This window comes from Limnohabitans sp. Jir61 (assembly GCF_003063545.1).
In the GTDB taxonomy this organism is placed as follows: domain Bacteria; phylum Pseudomonadota; class Gammaproteobacteria; order Burkholderiales; family Burkholderiaceae_C; genus Limnohabitans.
In genome coordinates this window covers 14351-31124 of the sequence record NZ_NESD01000002.1, presented here as the reverse complement: position 1 = coordinate 31124, position 16774 = coordinate 14351, and the positions used below count along the sequence as shown (strand labels likewise).

The following is a 16774-nucleotide window of genomic DNA, read 5'->3' as shown; positions in this document are numbered from 1 at the left end:
GTTCACTTGGCTGCGCTCAGAGCGATTCACATCAAACGGTCAATCCTAGAAAAGTTTTGAGCGCAGCCAAGGTTTCTTCTGGTGATTCACTCATCTGGTGATGCCCCATCGGAATCTTCGCAACTGTGAAAGTTTTGCCGTGTGCTTTGGCTTGATCGATCAAACTATTTGCTGCACGTGGTGGTGTCATCTGGTCAGATTGACCCAATACAAACAGCACAGGGCACGTGATAGCAGCCATAGCTTCTAAGCCATTGGCATAGCTATCACAAGCTAGAAAACCGCGGTGAAAAATATTTACTAGCGTGTTGCTGGCTAAAACACGTCTACCCAAGGCCATAGACGCGCCGTACACCCAAGTGCCTGGCCCCAGTGCTGAGGGCGGCGCAGACAAAGTGGCTCGTGAAAACACATTCACCATTTTCAGCGCCTTCATGGGCTCGTTCAAGGATGCCTCAATCAACGCGGGCGATACCTTCATGGGAAATGCCGTGCCCACCAACGCCAAATGCGTGATGCGGTCTTTCAAACGCGCTGCAGTTTCCAAGGCGATTAGCGACCCCCAGCTGTGACCGACTAAGCCTGCTTGTTTCACGTCTGCGGCATCTAGCAGCGCTTCGATGAACTGCGCAGCTTCTTCTACGCTGGAGGGAGCATCGCCACCACTTCGCCCGTGACCGGGTAAGTCGACGGCCAGCACATTGAAGCCGTGGTGTGCCAAGTAGCGCGTTTGCAAAATCCACACACTATGGTCGTTGAGCACACCGTGGATAAACACCAGCGTGGGCTTGGTGGCATCAAAGGCTTTACCGCCTGTGTATGCATAGGCTTCGTAGTTTTGGCCTGCAGCAGTTTTCAATGTGAACTTCATCACGCACCTGCCTTTTCTGCGGCTTTCAATGCCCGCTTCAAATCGTCAATTAAATCCGCAGAGTCTTCTAATCCAATGGACAAACGAATGGTGCCAAGGCCAATGCCAGCGCCTGCCAAGGCTTCGTCGCTCATGCGGAAATGGGTGGTGCTGGCAGGGTGAATCACCAAGCTGCGGCAGTCGCCAACGTTGGCGAGGTGGCTGAAAATTTGCAGTGCTTCGATGAAGGCCTTGCCTTGCTCACGCGAACCTTGGATGTCGAAGCTAAATACAGAGCCCGCACCTCGAGCGCCAAAACGCAAAAGCTTTTCAGCTAGCGCATGGCTGGGGTGGCTATCGATAAGTGGATGGCCCACACGGCTGACTAGAGGATGGCTGGCCAAGAATTGCACCACTTTTTCGGTGTTGGCCATGTGGCGGTCCATGCGTAGCGACAGGGTTTCAACGCCCTGCAAAATCAGCCATGCACTGTGTGGGCTTAGGCATGCGCCAAAGTCGCGCAGGCCTTCGCGACGGGCACGCAGCAAAAATGCACCAATGGTGCTTTCTTCACTGAACACCATGTTGTGAAAGCCTTCGTAGCTTTGTGTGAGCTCAGGAAACTTGCCACTCTTTTCCCAATCAAAACTGCCACCATCCACCACGATGCCGCCAATCACGGTGCCGTGACCACTGAGGAATTTGGTGGCCGAGTGGTACACCAAGTCTGCGCCTAGCTCGAAGGGTTTGATGAGGTAGGGTGTGGTGAGCGTGCTGTCCACCAACAGTGGCACACCCGCTTCGTGAGCGATGGCAGAGATGGTGGGAATGTCGAGTACATCTAGGCCAGGGTTGCCCACCGTCTCGCCAAAAAACAATTTGGTGTTGGGCCGCACGGCCGCACGCCATGCGTCGATGTCGTTGGGTTTGACAAAAGTGGTCTCAATGCCAAAGCGACTCAGCGTGTAGTGCAGCAGGTTGTGCGAACCGCCATAAAGGGCCGTGCTGGCCACGATGTGCGAGCCTGCACCCATGAGCGTGGCAATGGTCAAGTGCAAAGCGGCTTGACCGCTGGCGGTGGTGATGGCCCCAATGCCGCCTTCCAGTGCTGCCACGCGTTGCTCGAGCACCGCGTTGGTGGGGTTGCTGATGCGGCTGTACACATGGCCTGCACGTTCAAGATTGAAGAGCGAGGCGGCATGGTCGCTGGACTCAAACACAAACGAGGTGGTGAGGTGGATGGGCACTGCGCGTGCACCTGTGGCAGGGTCGGGGGAGGCCCCTGCATGAAGGGCGAGTGTGTCGAAACTGGGGTCGTTGTAGCCGGGCATGGTTTCCTCGGGTGTTTTGTCAGAATTTCGTTAGTCATTGTGGGCTATATTTCGACCATAACCGGAGGAGATAAACCATGAAAGTCAGCGATATCTTGCGCGTCAAAGGCCAAAGCGGCGGCACTTTGTTCACCATTGATCCCATGGATCCACTGGCTGACGCTGTCAAAGTCATGGCTGAAAAAGACATGGGCTCACTCTTGGTGATGGAGCACGGCGACTTGGTGGGTATGTTGACTTTCCGCGAAGTCATTCAAGCCCTCAACCGCAATGGCGGCACGATTGGCGACTACACCGTACGTAGCGCCATGGACGACCACCCGCTCACATGCACACCCGAAACCGATATTGACGATGTGCGCCGCATGATGCTCGAGAGCCACGCCCGCTACATGCCCGTCATTGGCAACCGTCAACTGCAGGGCGTGATCAGCTTTTACGATGTGGCCAAGTCGGTGGTGGACAGTCAAAACTTTGAAAACAAGATGCTCAAGGCCTACATCAAAGACTGGCCCAGCGGCACGCCAGACCCTGACGACAAGTAATCAGGGCAGGTCTCGTGGTGGTGGGATAATCTCACCCCATGAGCGGCAATACCTTCGGAACCCTTTTCACTGTCACCAACTTTGGTGAATCCCACGGCCCAGCCATTGGCTGCGTGATTGACGGCTGCCCCCCGGGTATGTCGCTTTGCGAGGCAGACATCCAGCATGACTTGGACCGTCGTCGCCCTGGCACCAGCCGCCACGTGACCCAACGCAATGAACCCGACCAAGTGCAAATCTTGTCTGGTGTGTACGAAGGTAAAACCACGGGTACCCCCATTGCACTGCTGATTCAAAACACCGACCAGCGCAGCAAAGACTACGGCAATATTTTGCAAACCTTCCGCCCGGGTCATGCGGACTACACCTATTTCCAAAAGTTCGGCATTCGCGACCCTCGCGGTGGTGGCCGTTCTTCGGCACGTTTGACCGCGCCCACCGTGGCGGCAGGTGCAGTGGCCAAGAAATGGCTCAAAGAAAAATACGGCACCACGTTTTACGGCTGCATGACGCAGTTGGGCGAAATGACCATTCCGTTTGAGAGCTGGGAGCATGTGGGGCACAACCCGTTTTATGCGCCTTGCTCGGATGTGCAAGCGTTTGAAGACTACATGGACAGCCTGCGCAAAGCGGGCGACTCGTGCGGCGCACGCATTCGCGTGGTGGCCAGCGGCATGCCCGTGGGCTTGGGCCAGCCGATTTACGACCGCTTAGATGCTGACATCGCCTACGCCATGATGGGCCTCAACGCCGTCAAGGGCGTAGAGATTGGCGCTGGTTTTGCCAGCGTGGCGCAGCGCGGTACCACGCACGGTGACTCACTCACCCCGCAAGGTTTCGCGACCAATAACTCAGGTGGCGTGTTGGGCGGCATCAGCACCGGCCAAAACTTGGATGTGAGTATTGCCATCAAGCCCACCAGCTCCATATTGAGCCCACGTGATTCGATTGACCAAAACAGCCAACCCACTGAAGTGGTGACCAAGGGGCGTCACGACCCGTGCGTGGGCATTCGTGCCACACCGATTGCTGAAGCTTTGTTGGCTTTGGTGGTGATGGACCATGCCTTGTTGCACCGCGCCCAGTGTGGTGATGTGCAAGTGGCGATGCCAGCCATTGCGGGCCACATAGGTGCCTAAGCAAGAGCCTCAATTGGCGTTTGGTTCAGGTCCGTTTTGAAACATTCATCTACAGAAGCGCGTTCGAGTAACGCGCTTTCTCGTTTTCAGCTCTTTCCTTTTGCGGCGCTGTCCGCCAGCTACTTTGCGCACATCGGGTTTTTCAACCCGTACTTGCCGTTGTGGCTCAAAGACCTAGGCTTCTCCATCACCATCATTGGCTTGCTCACCGCCGTGCAGGCGGCTACGCGCGTGCTGGCGCCTTATGGCTGGGGTTGGTTGAGTGACCACACCGGAGAACGTGTCAAGCTGCTGCGCTTTTGTGCAGGCGCTGCGCTCATCTGTTCGGCAGGCTTATTGGTCGAAGGCAGTGTGGTGTGGATTGCTGTGGTCTTGCTGTTGATGTTCATTCACACCAGCGCCATGATGCCTATGAGTGAAGCTGCTTTGGCGCACTTGGTGAGTACCGACCAAGGCTTTGATTCACGCCGCTATGGCCGCGTGCGCTTGTGGGGCTCGTTGGGGTTTTTGGTCACGGTGTTTGTGGCGGGTGCATGGTTTGAAGCGCAGGGTATGCAGAGTTTTCCTGCATGGGCGGTGGGCTCGTTGGTGTTGCTCAACCTGAGTGTGTGGTGGTTGCCCAACCGCAAAGAAGCGGTGCACCACGACGAAGTTCGTCCGTCAGTCATGCCGGTGTTGCGTCAACGCAGGGTGCAATGGTTTTTTGCCACCGTGTTTTTTCATGTGCTGTCGCACATTGGCATTTATGTTTTTTTCTCGCTTTACCTCGATGAACTGGGTTACAGCAAAACCATGATTGGTGTGTTGTGGGCGGTGTCGGTAGCTGCTGAGATTGTGTGGTTCTTCACCCAAAGCCGATGGCTGCCTAAGTTCAGTTTGTCGATGTGGATGTTCATTTGCGCTGCAGCGATGGTGCTGCGCATGGTACTCACCACATGGGCGGCTGAGTGGATATGGGCCTTGCTGTTTGCGCAGCTGTTGCATGCGCTGACGTTTGCCACGCAACACACGGCGTGCATTGCTTTGTTGTCCCATCACTTTCCAGGACGCCTGCGGGGCAGGGGGCAGGCGTTGTACGCCTCGATTGGCTATGGCGTGCCGGGTGTGTTGGGTGCTTTGGGTGGGGGCGCTTTGAGCGACGCGTTTGGTTTGTCGTCGGTTTATGCATGGTCCATCTTGACGGCTGTCATGGCCTGTGTGTGTGCTTGGCAGAGTGCACGACAGCACAAAAAAATCTAAGCTGTTTTTGCTCAGTGCGCGAGTCGCAAAAACAGTTGCTTCGATTTTTGTGACACCCAATGGTGAATGGGTACTTCAGCTTTCTCATGCATGAATAGACCTAAGCCCACACAGCACAACCAAGCAAATGCAGTCAAAGCAAAAGCCATTTGCGGGTCATAAAAGTGGCTCTTGTTCCACATGCTGCTGAACAACACGATCACGCCAAAGTGCGTTAAAAACAACACATAAGCGCTGTTGGACAACCGGTGCACCACGCGTTTCATCGGTGTCCAATGGACCATGCCTTTGGGTTTAATCACCAGCCAAGTTGCCGTGATCGCGGCCAAACACAAGCGCGAACGAAACTCCAGCCATAAAGCCCCAATAGCCAGAATAGCCGTGATGCAAAACACAGCGGTATCAAAAGTTGACCGCTTAGCCCAAGCGGCTAACACGCCCAAACCGTAAGCAGAAAAGAAATAGATGGCCCAGATGTCGAGTTCTTTCACACGGTTGAACTGCCACATGGATGCCACACATAACAGGGCCACACCGATAGTCAAACGCTTGGAATTGGTTGCTTGCAAACTGTGGCACAGGAGGATCAACAACGCATAGAGTTGAAAATCCACCGCCACATACCAAGCACCGCTACTGAGTGCTTCGAAACCAAATATGTCATGCACTAAAAGTGCGTGCGCCAGAAATTGCCAAGTGTTGACCTCTGTGGGCAACCAGTTCTCATGAATGTTGTTGCGCGACAAGTTGACGGCCAGTGTGATGAGCGCCAATGCCAACACATAAAACGGCACCAGTCGCAAATAACGTTTGGCAATTTGAACCCATGGCTTGTGCATGGGCTTATTCATCACCGATTGACCCGCCAAGTAACCGCCCAACACCAAGAAAACTTGCACAGCCAAACGTGCGTCTTCATAAAGCCAGTTCACCAAGTTCGGCCACATCAAGGTCATGGTGTCGGCCATCGGGCCGTAAGCAGAGAAGTGGTGCCAAACAATGAACTGTGCAGCCACAACTTTCAACACATCCACGGTGAAGGAACGCTCTAACAACCGAATTTTTCCTGTGTTGTTTTAGTCGTTTGGTTTGAACACCAACAACAAAGGCGAGTGCACGCGACCATCGGTGTCGCGCGGCAAGATTTCAGTCTTGTCGATGGCTTTGAGCACGGCGTTGTCCCACGCCGAGTTGCCGCTGGATTTGGTAAGTTTTTTGCTCACGATGGTGCCGTCGGGTGCGCAACGCACCTCCACCTCAGCGGCTGGGTTGCCAGACACGGAGCTGGGATCAAATGTGATGTTGGGTTTGACGCGTGCACGGATGCGACCACCATAGCTGTCTGATGGGCCCGAGGACTTCATGGCTGTGCCGGTGGCGTTCTCGCTGCCGCTCGCGCCTGCCAAGCCTGCGATGCGCTTCATGTTTTCTTTGCGAATGGCTTCGAGCTTCTTGGCTTCTTCAGCAGAAGCTTTGCTGTCTTTTTGCTCGGCTTGCTTCTTGGCTTCTTTTTCTTTGCGTTCCTTCTCGGCGCGCTCTTTCTCTTTTTCTTTCTCTTTACGCTCTTTGTCCTTGCGCTCTTCTTCTTTCTTCGCTTCTAGTTTGCGCTTGTCTTCTTCGAGCTTGGCCTTGGCTTTTTTCTCGGCTTCTTTCTTCAGCTCTTCTTTGCGGCGCTCTTCGGCCTTCAAAGCTTCTTGAATCTTTTTCTCTTCTTCAATCTTGCGTTTCTTAGCCAGTGCAATGTCTGCATCGCGGTTGGGAGCAGGAGGTTCGGGCGCTTTCACCACGGGCTTAAGCGCAGGTTCTGGTTTGGGGGCGGGAGGAGGCGGTGGTGTTTCGACCTCGACCAACTTCGGCGCAGCCGCCATGGGTACGGCGGACCACAACTCAGCCTCGACTGACAGGCTGTTGTCTTGCTTCCATTGAATACCTGCCGTCAACGCCACGATGAGCAAGGCATGTACCACCAAAGACGCGCCCACAGAGCGCGCCGTGCCTTTAGGCGCCGGCGGTGCAAATTCCAGATGCTTAGGCGATGCGCTCATGCTTCAAGAAATCAATCGACCAACTGAACCGCGAGGCCAACACGTTGCACCCCCGCGCGTTGTAGGGTGTCCATGGCTTTGACCACGGTTTCGTATTTGATGGTGCGGTCTGCGGTAATCACGACGGGGCCTTGCGAGCTTTCGCCTTGCAGTTCTTGCACGTCGCGCGCCAAGCCTTTGAGGGTCGAGCTGACCGACTTGTTCACAGTGCCTGTGCTCTTGACGGTGATGCGTTCTTCTTTGCTGATCTCCACATGAATCACTTGGTCAGGCACGCTAGAGGCTTTGCCCACGCTGGGCAAATCAATCACGGTGGGCGAGATGAGTGGGGCAGTCACCATGAAGATGATGAGCAAGACCAACATCACGTCGATGAACGGCACCATGTTGATGTCGTTCATGGCGCGGCGGCCACGACCAGAGCGAGGAGCAATAGAAGCCATGCTGCGTCTCCGGCTTAGTGGGTCATCGTGCTGGCGCTGTTGCGCTGCAAGATGTTGCTGAACTCTTCGATGAAGGTTTCCAGTTTGATCGACACGCGGTCGATGTCACGTGAGAAACGGTTGTAGGCCAACACTGCAGGAATCGCAGCAAACAAACCAATGGCGGTAGCCACCAAGGCTTCTGCAATACCTGGGGCCACTTTGGCCAAGGTCACTTGCTGCATACCCGCCAAGCCCGTGAAGGCGTGCATGATGCCCCACACCGTGCCAAACAAGCCCACGTAAGGTGACACAGAGCCGACGGAGGCCAGCATGGAGAGGTTGGATTCAATCGCGTCCATTTCACGTTGGTAGCTCGCACGCATGGCGCGGCGTGCACCGTCCATCAAAGCGCTGCTGTCGTTGATGCGGCGTTCACGCAGTTTTTGGTACTCGCGCATGCCGCTGGCGAAGATGCGCTCCATGGGGCCAGAGGTCTTGGCGTTTTGTGCGGCGGCAGCGAACAGTTCGTTCAGGCTGGTGCCCGACCAAAAGTCGCGCTCGAACTCGTCGTTGAGTTCTTTGATGCGTTTGATGGAGCCAATCTTGCGAAAGATGGCAGCCCAGCTCACGATCGAAACGGTCATGAGCATCAGCACCACAACTTGCACGACCCAACTCGCGTTGAGCAATAAATGAACGATGGAAAAGTCTTGTGTCATGTCAGGCGTTCCAATACAGAAGAGGGGATTCTCGCAGGCTTCATGGCGGCGGCATCGACCCAACCGATACGAATCGTGCCTTCGCAAAGTAAAGTTTCACCCAGCCATGCTTGTTGCGCAATGACGAGGCTGGCTCGCCCACCTTCGGCCAGAGTGGCGGTGACGCGTAGCTGGTCGTCCAGCTTGGCGGGGCGGTGGTATTTGACGGCGGTTTCACTCACCACAAACATGCCGCCGGTTTCTTCGCGCAAGGCGTGCTGACCAATACCAAGCGCGCGCAGCCACTCGGTGCGGGCGCGTTCAAAAAATTTCAGGTAATTGGCGTAGAACACGATGCCACCGGCATCTGTGTCTTCCCAATAAACCCGAATGGGGTGCTCAAAAACGGTGCTCATGAATTAGCCCAGCAAGGTTTGTAAACGTCCAATCGCTGCTTGCAACTCAGGCAGCGAGCGGGCGGTGGAAAAACGCACAAAGCGCGAGGTGTCGGCATGGCCAAAGTCGCGGCCTGGCGTGATGGCTAAATTCGCTTTGTTCATCACTTCAAACGCAAAGTCCCAGCTGCCTTTGATGCCAAGTTTGTCGGCTGCTGCCGAGCAATCGGCCCATGCATAAAAAGCGCCATCAGGCATGACGGGGACGTTCAGGCCCAACGCATTGAGCGCCGGCACAAAGTAGTCGCGGCGGACTTTGAATTCGGCACGGCGGCGTTCGTACTCGGCAATGCTCTCGGCTTCAAAGCAGGCGAGGGCTGCGTGTTGGGCCACCGTGCTGGCGCAGATGAACAGGTTTTGCGCCAAGCGCTCTATCACGGGCACGAGTGCATCGGGCACGACCAGCCAACCCAAACGCCAGCCCGTCATATTGAAGTATTTGCTGAAGCTGTTGATGCTGATGATTTGGTCGTCGATGCCGAGTGCCGATTGACCAAATTGTTGGTCGTGGCTCAGCCCTAAATAAATCTCGTCAATCAGCGTGGTGCCACCACGTTGCGACACCTCGTTGTGAATGGCGCGCAGCTCATCGGGGTGGATGGAAGTGCCAGTTGGGTTGGACGGAGACGCCAACAACACACCGCGTGTGTGTGCCGTCCAATTCGCACGCACTTGCTCAGCGCTGAGCTGAAAGCGTTCCGCTGCTGTGGTGGGTACCAACACAGCACGGCCCTCTGCGGCGCTCACAAAGTGGCGGTTGCAGGGGTAGCTTGGGTCGGGCATCAGCACTTCGTCGTCAGCTTCAATCAAAGCCAAGCATGCCAGCTGTAAAGCTGCGGATGCACCGGCTGTGATGACGATGCGGCGGGCTGGCACATTCACACCAAAACGTGTGCTGTACCAAGCGCTGATGCGCTCGCGCAATTCTGAAATGCCAAGAGCAGGTGTGTATTGCGTCACGCCATCGTGCACAGCGCGTGCGGCTGCTTCTTGCACCAAGGGCGGCGCGGTGAAATCGGGCTCACCGATGTTGAGAAAAATCATGGGCGCATCGGTGTGCGCTACCAACGCGGCACGCTCGGCGGCGGCCTTAGCCACCTCCATCACATAGAAGGGATCTATGCGTTGTGCGCGCTGGGCAATTTTCATCATTAGTCGCGCAGCTTACCTTTGGCGCGGTCAGACTCAACTTCGAGTGCGCGCAGTTTGGGGGCTAAGCCGTTGAGCACGCCGTTGACGTATTTGTGGCCGTCTGTGCCGCCGAAGGATTTGGCAAGCTCGATGTATTCGTTCAGCACCACGCGCCATGGCACGTCGATGCAGTGTTGAAACTCATACGCGCCCATCCACATCACCGCGTGTTCGATGGGGGAGATTTCATCGAGCTTGCGGTCGAGCAAGGGCTCAATCAAAGAGTCCAAAATTTCGCGTTGTTCGATGCAACCGTACAACAGCGCGTCGTAATGCACAGAGTCTGATTTGTGAAAACCGCTCAAGTCGCGGGTGAACATATCAATGTCAGCGGCTTGGTTGTTGCCAACCAAAAACTGGTAGAGGCCTTGCAAGGCAAATTCACGTGCGCGGCTGCGGCCAGATTTGGCAGCGCTTTTAGTGGCGCCGGTGCTGGTTGTTTTGCGCGGTGCTTTGTCTTCGGTATTCAGATGTTCGCTCATGCCAAGCTCTCCAATAACAAAGCCATTTCCACAGCCACGCGTGCTGCATCGCGGCCTTTGTCAGTTTGACGCGCCACGGCTTGTGGCAAGTCTTCAGTGGTGAGGATGGCGTTGGCAATCGGCACGTGGTAGTCCATGCCCACGCGTGTCACGCCTGCGCCAGATTCGTTGGCAACCAACTCGAAGTGGTAGGTCTCGCCACGGATGATGCAGCCCAACGCGATGAGGGCACTGAACGGTTCAGGGTCTTCAATTTGTGCAAGCGCAGCCAAGGCCAATGGCACTTCGAGTGCGCCCGGCACATGCACGTGAGTGATGCGGTCATCCGCCACGCCCATGGCTTTGAGTTCGGCGATGCAAGCAGCAGCCAATGCGTTGGTGATGTCGTCGTTGAAGCGCGCTTGGACGATGCCAATTTTCAAAGCACTGCCATCGAGCGTGGTGGTGGAAGCGAGGTTAGAGACAAACATGGTTTTTATTCTTCGTGGTTTTATTCTTTAGACAGGTAGCCCGTGATTTCAAGTCCGTAGCCCGTCATGCTGGGCATGCGGCGAGGGTTGCCCATGAGGCGCATTTTTTGTATGCCGCAGTCGCGCAAGATTTGGGCGCCTACGCCGTAGCTGCGCAAGTCCATGCGACCGCGTTCTGGGCCGTGGGCTGAGCGAGCAGTGCCGTCAAATTGATTCAGCAGTTGCTCACCGCTTTCGCCGCAGTTGAGCAAGACCACCACGCCAGTGCCCTCAAGGCAGATGCGTGCCAAAGCTGCATCCAAACCCCATGAGTGCATGACACGGTTGGGTTCCAACGCATCGAGGACAGAGAGCGGCTCGTGCACACGGGCCAACACTTCCGCGTCAGCGCCCCACGTGCCTTTGACTAGAGCCATGTGCACAGCGCCGCTGGTCATGTCTTTGTAGGCGTTGGCCGTGAATTCGCCGTGCGCGGTGTGCATGGGACGTGAGCTGACTTTGTGCACCAACGATTCGGTGCGGCTGCGGTAAGCAATGAGGTCGGCGATGGTGCCAATCTTCAAACCGTGTTCGGCTGCGAAGATTTGCAAATCAGGCAGGCGTGCCATCGTGCCATCGTCCTTCATGATTTCGCAAATCACGGAAGAGGGCGAGCAGCCAGCCATGGCGGCCAAGTCGCAACCCGCTTCGGTGTGGCCTGCGCGCATGAGTACGCCGCCATCTACCGCTTGCAGCGGGAACACGTGGCCGGGTTGCACCAAATCAGTTGGCTTAGTGGCTTTGGCCACGGCCACTTCGATGGTGCGCGAGCGGTCAGCGGCAGAGATGCCGGTGGTCACGCCCTCAGCCGCTTCAATGGACACGGTGAACGCGGTGCTGTACACCGTGCCATTGTGTGCGGCCATCGGTGGCAGCTTCAAATACTCGCAGCGCTCGCGCGTGAGCGTGAGGCAAATCAAGCCACGGCCAAAGCGGGCCATGAAGTTGATGGCTTCGGGCGTGACGTGGTCAGAAGCCAGAACTAAGTCACCTTCGTTCTCGCGGTCTTCTTCATCAACCAAGATCACGATACGACCGGCCTTCATGTCGGCCACGATGTCTTCGACGGGAGAGATAGAAACGGGGGAGGCGACGGGCTTTAAGCCTTGGGGGGCGCTCATGGATAGGCTTTCAATGCGGCAGCGTCACCCAGCGTGGCGTCAACACGCAACATGCGTTCAACGTAGCGGGCGACGGTGTCAATTTCGAGGTTCACTGTGCTGCCGGTTTTGAGCGAGCCCAAAGCGGTGTTGTCCACGGTGTGAGGAATGAGGTTGATGCTTACTTCAGAGCCGCGCAAGCCCAATGGGCCGTCCGCATTTAAGAAATCTTGCACGCTATTGACCGTCAGGCTCACGCCATTGATGGTGATGGAGCCTTTGTAGGCCAAGTACTTTGCAAGGTCTGTCGGGGCCATGATGCGCAGTTCCCAGCTTTCGCCGATTTGCGCAAAGTGGCTCACGTGACCAATGCCGTCCACATGGCCCGACACGATGTGGCCACCCAATCGGTCATGGGCGCGCAAAGCTTTTTCAAGGTTGACGCGGCCAAGCTCGGTTAAACCACTGGTGCGAGCCAGTGATTCAGCAGAGATGTCGATGGTGAAGTTTTGAGTGTCGAGGTCGAAGCTGGTGACTGTCATGCAAGCGCCGTTGAGCGCGATGCTGTCCCCCAGTGCGACGTCGTCGAGATACCCAGCAGGCGCTTCGATGGTGAGACGCTTGCCGTGGCTTAAAGAGCTACCCAGGTCGTGGACAGCGGTGATGCGCCCCACGCCGGTGATGATTCCGGTGAACATGGGCGATATTTTCGCAGGTTTACAGCCTGCTTACCGGCTGAGGCGGGCCAATATCCTTAAATCAGGACCGATTTGTGTCACTTCGTGAAACGACAGGGCTTTTGCATCGTCCAAAGTCGTGAACGGCCCCAAATTTGTCATGCCACGTCCTTGTCCCATCAGTTTGGGGGCTAGGTAGGTGAGCAGTTCGTCCACCAAGCCTTCGCGTAGCAATGAGCCATTGAGTTTGTGGCCCGCTTCCACGTGCACTTCGTTGATTTGCTTTTGGCCTAGGTCTTTGAGCATGGCCGCAAGGTCGACCTTGCCAGATGAATTCGGTAGGCAAATGACTTGTGCGCCTTTGGTCTCAAGCGCTTGGCGGCGTTCGACGTTGTCGACTGCGCAGTAGATCCATACAGGGCGTTGTGGGATGAACAGTTTGGCTGTGAGCGGGGTTTCGAGTTGGCTGTCCATCACCACCAGTGTCGGCTGGCGTGGGGTCTGCATTGCACGCACATCAAGTTGCGGGTCATCTTCCAACACAGTGCCAATGCCGGTCAGCACGGCACAAGCGCGTGCACGCCATGCATGGCCATCGTCACGTGCGGGGGCTGAGGTGATCCACTGGCTCACACCGTTCTCCAGCGCGGTTTGGCCATCAAGCGATGCGGCCACCTTCATACGCACCCAAGGTGTGCCGTGCGTCATGCGTTTGAAAAAGCCGATGTTGAGTTCGTGTGCTTCTTCGCCGAGTAAGCCTAAGTCCACTTGTACACCTGCTGCTCGTAAGCGAGAGATGCCTTGGCCGGCCACTTGTGGGTTGGGGTCACCCTCGGCCACGACCACGCGTGCCACACCTGCAGTTGCGAGTGCGTCGCAGCAAGGCCCGGTTCGGCCTTGGTGGCTGCAGGGTTCTAACGTCACATACGCTGTGGCGCCTTTGATATCGTTGTTCTTAGCTTGCGCATCACGCAAGGCCATGACTTCGGCGTGCGCTTGGCCTGCACGTTGCGTGTGACCGCTGCCCAGCACTGCGCCGTCAGCACCCACGATGACGCAGCCCACGCGTGGGTTCGGCGATGTCAAAAACAAAGCCTCGCGCGCCAGGGCCAAGGCGTTTGTCATATGGAGGCTGTCTTGCGCTGAGAAAGTCATGGCGCAATTATGAACGGCCGAGCTCAGTAGATGAAGTGGCTTATCGACTCCAGCACTGCGCTGCAGTTTGGCTAGCCCCTAGCACGCTGCGCACGCCAAGGTGGTCGACCGTCAAAGTGCCGCAGGTATCGGCTGTTTGTGTGCCTAGCGGTGTGGCGCTGAGCGTGTAGCTTTGTGCGGTGCTGGTGACGGTCATTTTGTAGCGTTGCCCGTCAATTTGCAGCACGCTGGCGGGTACATCGGCTGTCAACGGGTAGCTTCCGTTGGCGCTTGCTGCTCGCTCTAACCAGTGGGCCGCTTGCAGCAATGAGGCGCGCGCTTGGGCGCGTTGGCTTTTGAGAATCAGGTTCTGGTAGCTGGGCCATGCAAAACTGGCCAGCAGGGCGACGCAGGCGAGGGCAATGAACAGCTCGATGAGGGTGAAGCCGTGTTCGGCATGTGTGTGTTTCATGGGAGTTCAGTCGTGCAGCACATGCCAGCTGCGCCATTGACCGGTATTGGTTGTTGGCGTGTTGCGAACCCAAATGGCTTGCAGCACGGTGGTGCTGCCAGGCATGACACCGTTGGCCAGAGCTGTGATCCGATAAATGAATGTGGTGTTGGATGCATTACCCGATGGGAGCACCTCCACCCAATACCAAGCAGTGTTGTTGCCGTAGGGCGTATCAGACGCGTTCACTGGCATGGCCGTGGCGGTAATGGCTTTCCAGAGGCTGGCTTTGGTGACATTGGCGTCGAGTGTGTTGGGCGCACAAATACCTGCGCTGCATGCACCGCTGTTGAGGCGTTGGCGCAGCAAGTCGTACTCAGCCATCGAGGCAGGAAAAAACGCATGGCTTTGCGTGTTGTTGCCAGCGGTGTGACGCAGGTTAGTGGTGCCATCGGTGTTGATCGCTGCGCCCAAGATGTCGGCTAAAGCCACTGGCAGCACCGCTTCAGTTTTGTGTTCGGTGCGAAGCTGGTCGGTTTGTGTGTTGAGCAACTGCTCGTTCACCCATAAGTTGCGCAAGCCAAGCAGTGCGGCGATGCTGGCCAGTGTGAGCATGAGCATCATGGTGGGGAGTGCAAAACCTTTGCAGTGTGCTGGATGTCTCATGGCATGACTTCATTGCGATTGCGCAAGGTCACTACGCGTTTGAAGGTGCGGCGCACGCGGCCATCGGAGGGCAAGCTTTCATCTTGGCAGCCTTTGAGATTGGCATTGGGCTTTGTGTTGTGAATGGTGTTGATGCTGGCCACACGTAGGCACACCTCGATGGCCAAAACCTGTGTCATGTCGTTCACTTGGTTGGCGGTTTTCCATTGAATAGTTTGGGCGCTGGCGTTGGCTTCGGCATAACGCAGCTGAAAGTCTTCCAGGCCTTCAGCCAAGGCTTGATAGGTGCTGTTGGTTAGATTGAGGTCTTTGCAGCTCAGCTCTTTGTTGGCGTTGAGCTTATAGTCGTTGCGCACGCTGGTGTGAGCACTGCCGGTGTTGCCTTGGCAGTCGATGGCATCGAGTGCATGCCAATGTCCGAGGGTGAGGCTTTCGACATATTTTGTACCGTTGACGCCAGCGAGTGCCGCTTGACCAACCTCTTCGCTCAGTGAAATTTCAACTGTGAATTTGCCATCGCTATTGTTGCTGGGCTTGAGGTATGCACCACCTGCCATTTGCGCTTGTTCGCGTATGTTGCGCATGGCGACGCGTGCGTTGGCGTGCACGGCATCCGCAGCGGCCATGGCATTCCATGTTTGCTTGCTGGTGCCATAGGCTGCAGTGGCTGTAGCGATGACCAGTAAGCTCAGCGCCATGCCAATCAGTAGCTCGTGCAAGGTGTAGCCACCTTGCGATGGGGTGATGCATTTGCATTGGCTCATCGGTCAGCCCTGAAAAACAACCGCCAGCAGCTCATTTGTGCAGGGCAGGGCGGTGTGCCCGAGGTGTTATCGGTTCGGTAAGTTTCGTTGGCATCGCGCCATGCGATGACGATGCCCCACCATTGTGGAGCGTCTGCCAATGTAAATACAGCCGCATCACCTGCTGGTAATTGAGTTTGCAGGGTTTGTTGCAACTGTAATTTGTCCCATGCCGCTAACGCTTGGCGTGTACAAGGCGTGTTTGTGCAATCCGCTGCAGAGACTGTTGGGTTGCCCCAAGTTTTGGTGTACATGGAAATTTGTGGCGCGTTTAAGCGCATGCGTTCCGCCAAATCGTCGGCGATGCCTGTGGCAACTGCGCGCATGAGTTGTTGACGTTGTTGCGCTAAAGCTTGTTGATGCATCCACAGCAGGCCGAGCAAGCCAAAGGCCAAAACGACCAATGCCACGAGAGCTTCGAGCACTGCAATGCCCAGTTGTCGGTTCAGTTGCTGCATGACTCACCTGATTGCCAGCGCAAGCGGCTGGCGCTGCTGAGGCACAACACGTTCGCGATGTTGAGTGCCGTTTGCCTAGATTTGATGACCCATCGGTCACCCACGGTACCCAAGTCTCCGCGTTGGCTGATGTCGAGCGGGTCTGTTTTGGCAAACGTGACTTGCAATGGTGTTTGTACCTGAGAGGTTTGTAGCACGGTCTGATTGGTTTTAACCACCAGTTGCCAGCCACAACTCCAATCGTTATCCGTGGAGGTGCCCCATGTGCAATCGCGCAGACGAGCAAGCTGCAAAGTTTCGCCACGTTGCAAGGCGCGTACGCGAGCAGCTTGTAAATCGTTTATCAGTTGGTCGCGTGTGGCTTCGACACGGCTGCGTTCTTGCAGGCGTTGCCAGCTTGGCATGGCAAACGAAGCCATGATGCCTAGCACGCTGAGGCACACCAGTAATTCAACGAGCGTGAAACCCTGCGTCGTGATAAGCGTCCTAAGTCTATGGGGCGTAAAAAAACCTGGCGATTGCATGTAGCAAATGCTAGGTTTTGATTGGAATTCAGCACATGGCTGAGACTCGAAA

Annotated in this window: 21 protein-coding genes; 3 read left to right on the top strand and 18 right to left on the bottom strand. The window is 56.1% G+C overall.

Annotated features, from left to right (window positions below; all coding sequences use genetic code 11):
- Positions 1–31: 31 nt before the first annotated feature.
- Complete coding sequence (locus tag B9Z35_RS06380) at positions 32–871, bottom strand: alpha/beta fold hydrolase (RefSeq protein ID WP_108282879.1); 840 nt, start codon at positions 869–871, stop codon at positions 32–34.
- Entirely contained in the window at positions 871–2181 is a 1311-nt protein-coding gene (locus B9Z35_RS06375; protein WP_108282878.1) for an O-acetylhomoserine aminocarboxypropyltransferase, read from the bottom strand. The genes B9Z35_RS06380 and B9Z35_RS06375 overlap by 1 nt, the downstream gene beginning before the upstream one ends.
- 77 nt (positions 2182–2258) lie before the next feature.
- Here B9Z35_RS06375 and B9Z35_RS06370 point away from each other — a divergent pair, with 77 nt between their 5' ends.
- Genes B9Z35_RS06370 through B9Z35_RS06360 form a run of 3 tightly spaced genes read left to right on the top strand, consistent with a single transcriptional unit; the run spans position 2259 to position 5104 of the window.
- The gene (locus tag B9Z35_RS06370) at positions 2259–2726 is read left to right on the top strand and encodes a CBS domain-containing protein (RefSeq protein ID WP_108282877.1); all 468 of its coding nucleotides are present in this window, start codon (positions 2259–2261) and stop codon (positions 2724–2726) included.
- 38 nt (positions 2727–2764) lie between these two features.
- Complete coding sequence (aroC, locus tag B9Z35_RS06365) at positions 2765–3865, top strand: chorismate synthase (RefSeq protein ID WP_108282876.1); 1101 nt, start codon at positions 2765–2767, stop codon at positions 3863–3865.
- Positions 3866–3901: 36 nt separating this feature from the next.
- A complete protein-coding gene (locus B9Z35_RS06360) occupies positions 3902–5104 on the top strand; it encodes an MFS transporter (RefSeq protein WP_108282875.1) in 1203 nt (400 codons plus the stop codon).
- 11 nt (positions 5105–5115) lie between these two features.
- On the opposite strand, the gene B9Z35_RS06355 is transcribed toward B9Z35_RS06360, so the two are convergent.
- From B9Z35_RS06355 to B9Z35_RS06280, 16 genes are read right to left on the bottom strand one after another with little or no spacing between them, the layout of a single operon-like run.
- Positions 5116–6159 (bottom strand): acyltransferase, encoded by a 1044-nt coding sequence (locus tag B9Z35_RS06355; protein WP_158268124.1) that lies wholly within the window; start codon positions 6157–6159, stop codon positions 5116–5118.
- A 21-nt stretch (positions 6160–6180) separates the two neighbouring features.
- Positions 6181–7149: a cell envelope integrity protein TolA gene (gene tolA, locus B9Z35_RS06350; RefSeq protein ID WP_108282873.1), complete on the bottom strand. Its 969-nt coding sequence runs from the start codon at positions 7147–7149 to the stop codon at positions 6181–6183.
- Between the two features lie 11 nt (positions 7150–7160).
- A complete protein-coding gene (locus tag B9Z35_RS06345) occupies positions 7161–7592 on the bottom strand; it encodes a biopolymer transporter ExbD (protein WP_108282872.1) in 432 nt (143 codons plus the stop codon).
- Between the two features lie 14 nt (positions 7593–7606).
- Positions 7607–8293: a protein TolQ gene (gene tolQ / locus B9Z35_RS06340; protein ID WP_108282871.1), complete on the bottom strand. Its 687-nt coding sequence runs from the start codon at positions 8291–8293 to the stop codon at positions 7607–7609.
- On the bottom strand, positions 8290–8688 hold the full coding sequence (gene ybgC / locus B9Z35_RS06335) for a tol-pal system-associated acyl-CoA thioesterase (RefSeq protein ID WP_108282870.1): 399 nt from the start codon (positions 8686–8688) through the stop codon (positions 8290–8292). Before ybgC ends, tolQ begins: the two co-directional genes overlap by 4 nt.
- 3 nt (positions 8689–8691) lie before the next feature.
- Entirely contained in the window at positions 8692–9876 is a 1185-nt protein-coding gene (locus B9Z35_RS06330; RefSeq protein WP_108283484.1) for a pyridoxal phosphate-dependent aminotransferase, read from the bottom strand.
- Between the two features lie 2 nt (positions 9877–9878).
- On the bottom strand, positions 9879–10400 hold the full coding sequence (nusB, locus tag B9Z35_RS06325) for a transcription antitermination factor NusB (RefSeq protein ID WP_108282869.1): 522 nt from the start codon (positions 10398–10400) through the stop codon (positions 9879–9881).
- Entirely contained in the window at positions 10397–10870 is a 474-nt protein-coding gene (ribH, locus tag B9Z35_RS06320) for a 6,7-dimethyl-8-ribityllumazine synthase (protein WP_108282868.1), read from the bottom strand. Before ribH ends, nusB begins: the two co-directional genes overlap by 4 nt.
- A 20-nt stretch (positions 10871–10890) precedes the next feature.
- Positions 10891–12030: a bifunctional 3,4-dihydroxy-2-butanone-4-phosphate synthase/GTP cyclohydrolase II gene (gene ribBA, locus B9Z35_RS06315; protein WP_108282867.1), complete on the bottom strand. Its 1140-nt coding sequence runs from the start codon at positions 12028–12030 to the stop codon at positions 10891–10893.
- The gene (locus B9Z35_RS06310) at positions 12027–12707 is read right to left on the bottom strand and encodes a riboflavin synthase (protein ID WP_108282866.1); all 681 of its coding nucleotides are present in this window, start codon (positions 12705–12707) and stop codon (positions 12027–12029) included. The genes ribBA and B9Z35_RS06310 overlap by 4 nt, the downstream gene beginning before the upstream one ends.
- Positions 12708–12737: 30 nt before the next feature.
- Positions 12738–13841, bottom strand: a complete 1104-nt coding sequence (gene ribD, locus B9Z35_RS06305; RefSeq protein WP_108282865.1) for a bifunctional diaminohydroxyphosphoribosylaminopyrimidine deaminase/5-amino-6-(5-phosphoribosylamino)uracil reductase RibD — start codon at positions 13839–13841, stop codon at positions 12738–12740.
- A 40-nt stretch (positions 13842–13881) separates the two neighbouring features.
- Complete coding sequence (locus B9Z35_RS06300) at positions 13882–14292, bottom strand: type IV pilin protein (protein ID WP_108282864.1); 411 nt, start codon at positions 14290–14292, stop codon at positions 13882–13884.
- Positions 14293–14298: 6 nt separating this feature from the next.
- Entirely contained in the window at positions 14299–14937 is a 639-nt protein-coding gene (locus B9Z35_RS06295) for a pilus assembly protein (protein ID WP_108282863.1), read from the bottom strand.
- Positions 14934–15701: a PilW family protein gene (locus B9Z35_RS06290; protein WP_108282862.1), complete on the bottom strand. Its 768-nt coding sequence runs from the start codon at positions 15699–15701 to the stop codon at positions 14934–14936. Before B9Z35_RS06290 ends, B9Z35_RS06295 begins: the two co-directional genes overlap by 4 nt.
- A complete protein-coding gene (gene pilV, locus B9Z35_RS06285) occupies positions 15698–16198 on the bottom strand; it encodes a type IV pilus modification protein PilV (RefSeq protein WP_108282861.1) in 501 nt (166 codons plus the stop codon). Before pilV ends, B9Z35_RS06290 begins: the two co-directional genes overlap by 4 nt.
- Complete coding sequence (locus tag B9Z35_RS06280) at positions 16186–16722, bottom strand: GspH/FimT family pseudopilin (RefSeq protein ID WP_108282860.1); 537 nt, start codon at positions 16720–16722, stop codon at positions 16186–16188. Before B9Z35_RS06280 ends, pilV begins: the two co-directional genes overlap by 13 nt.
- Positions 16723–16774 lie beyond the last annotated feature (52 nt).

Excerpts from the sequence above, each read along its gene's own strand:
- B9Z35_RS06380 (WP_108282879.1), bottom strand. The coding sequence starts at position 871 with ATGAAGTTCACATTGAAAACTGCTGCAGGCCAAAACTACGAAGCCTAT.
- B9Z35_RS06375 (WP_108282878.1), bottom strand. The coding sequence starts at position 2,181 with ATGCCCGGCTACAACGACCCCAGTTTCGACACACTCGCCCTTCATGCA.
- B9Z35_RS06370 (WP_108282877.1), top strand. The coding sequence starts at position 2,259 with ATGAAAGTCAGCGATATCTTGCGCGTCAAAGGCCAAAGCGGCGGCACT.
- aroC (WP_108282876.1), top strand. The coding sequence starts at position 2,765 with ATGAGCGGCAATACCTTCGGAACCCTTTTCACTGTCACCAACTTTGGT.
- tolA (WP_108282873.1), bottom strand. The coding sequence starts at position 7,149 with ATGAGCGCATCGCCTAAGCATCTGGAATTTGCACCGCCGGCGCCTAAA.
- B9Z35_RS06345 (WP_108282872.1), bottom strand. The coding sequence starts at position 7,592 with ATGGCTTCTATTGCTCCTCGCTCTGGTCGTGGCCGCCGCGCCATGAAC.
- tolQ (WP_108282871.1), bottom strand. The coding sequence starts at position 8,293 with ATGACACAAGACTTTTCCATCGTTCATTTATTGCTCAACGCGAGTTGG.
- ybgC (WP_108282870.1), bottom strand. The coding sequence starts at position 8,688 with ATGAGCACCGTTTTTGAGCACCCCATTCGGGTTTATTGGGAAGACACA.
- B9Z35_RS06330 (WP_108283484.1), bottom strand. The coding sequence starts at position 9,876 with ATGAAAATTGCCCAGCGCGCACAACGCATAGATCCCTTCTATGTGATG.
- nusB (WP_108282869.1), bottom strand. The coding sequence starts at position 10,400 with ATGAGCGAACATCTGAATACCGAAGACAAAGCACCGCGCAAAACAACC.
- ribH (WP_108282868.1), bottom strand. The coding sequence starts at position 10,870 with ATGTTTGTCTCTAACCTCGCTTCCACCACCACGCTCGATGGCAGTGCT.
- ribBA (WP_108282867.1), bottom strand. The coding sequence starts at position 12,030 with ATGAGCGCCCCCCAAGGCTTAAAGCCCGTCGCCTCCCCCGTTTCTATC.
- B9Z35_RS06310 (WP_108282866.1), bottom strand. The coding sequence starts at position 12,707 with ATGTTCACCGGAATCATCACCGGCGTGGGGCGCATCACCGCTGTCCAC.
- ribD (WP_108282865.1), bottom strand. The coding sequence starts at position 13,841 with ATGACTTTCTCAGCGCAAGACAGCCTCCATATGACAAACGCCTTGGCC.
- B9Z35_RS06300 (WP_108282864.1), bottom strand. The coding sequence starts at position 14,292 with ATGAAACACACACATGCCGAACACGGCTTCACCCTCATCGAGCTGTTC.
- B9Z35_RS06295 (WP_108282863.1), bottom strand. The coding sequence starts at position 14,937 with ATGAGACATCCAGCACACTGCAAAGGTTTTGCACTCCCCACCATGATG.
- B9Z35_RS06290 (WP_108282862.1), bottom strand. The coding sequence starts at position 15,701 with ATGAGCCAATGCAAATGCATCACCCCATCGCAAGGTGGCTACACCTTG.
- pilV (WP_108282861.1), bottom strand. The coding sequence starts at position 16,198 with ATGCAGCAACTGAACCGACAACTGGGCATTGCAGTGCTCGAAGCTCTC.
- B9Z35_RS06280 (WP_108282860.1), bottom strand. The coding sequence starts at position 16,722 with ATGCAATCGCCAGGTTTTTTTACGCCCCATAGACTTAGGACGCTTATC.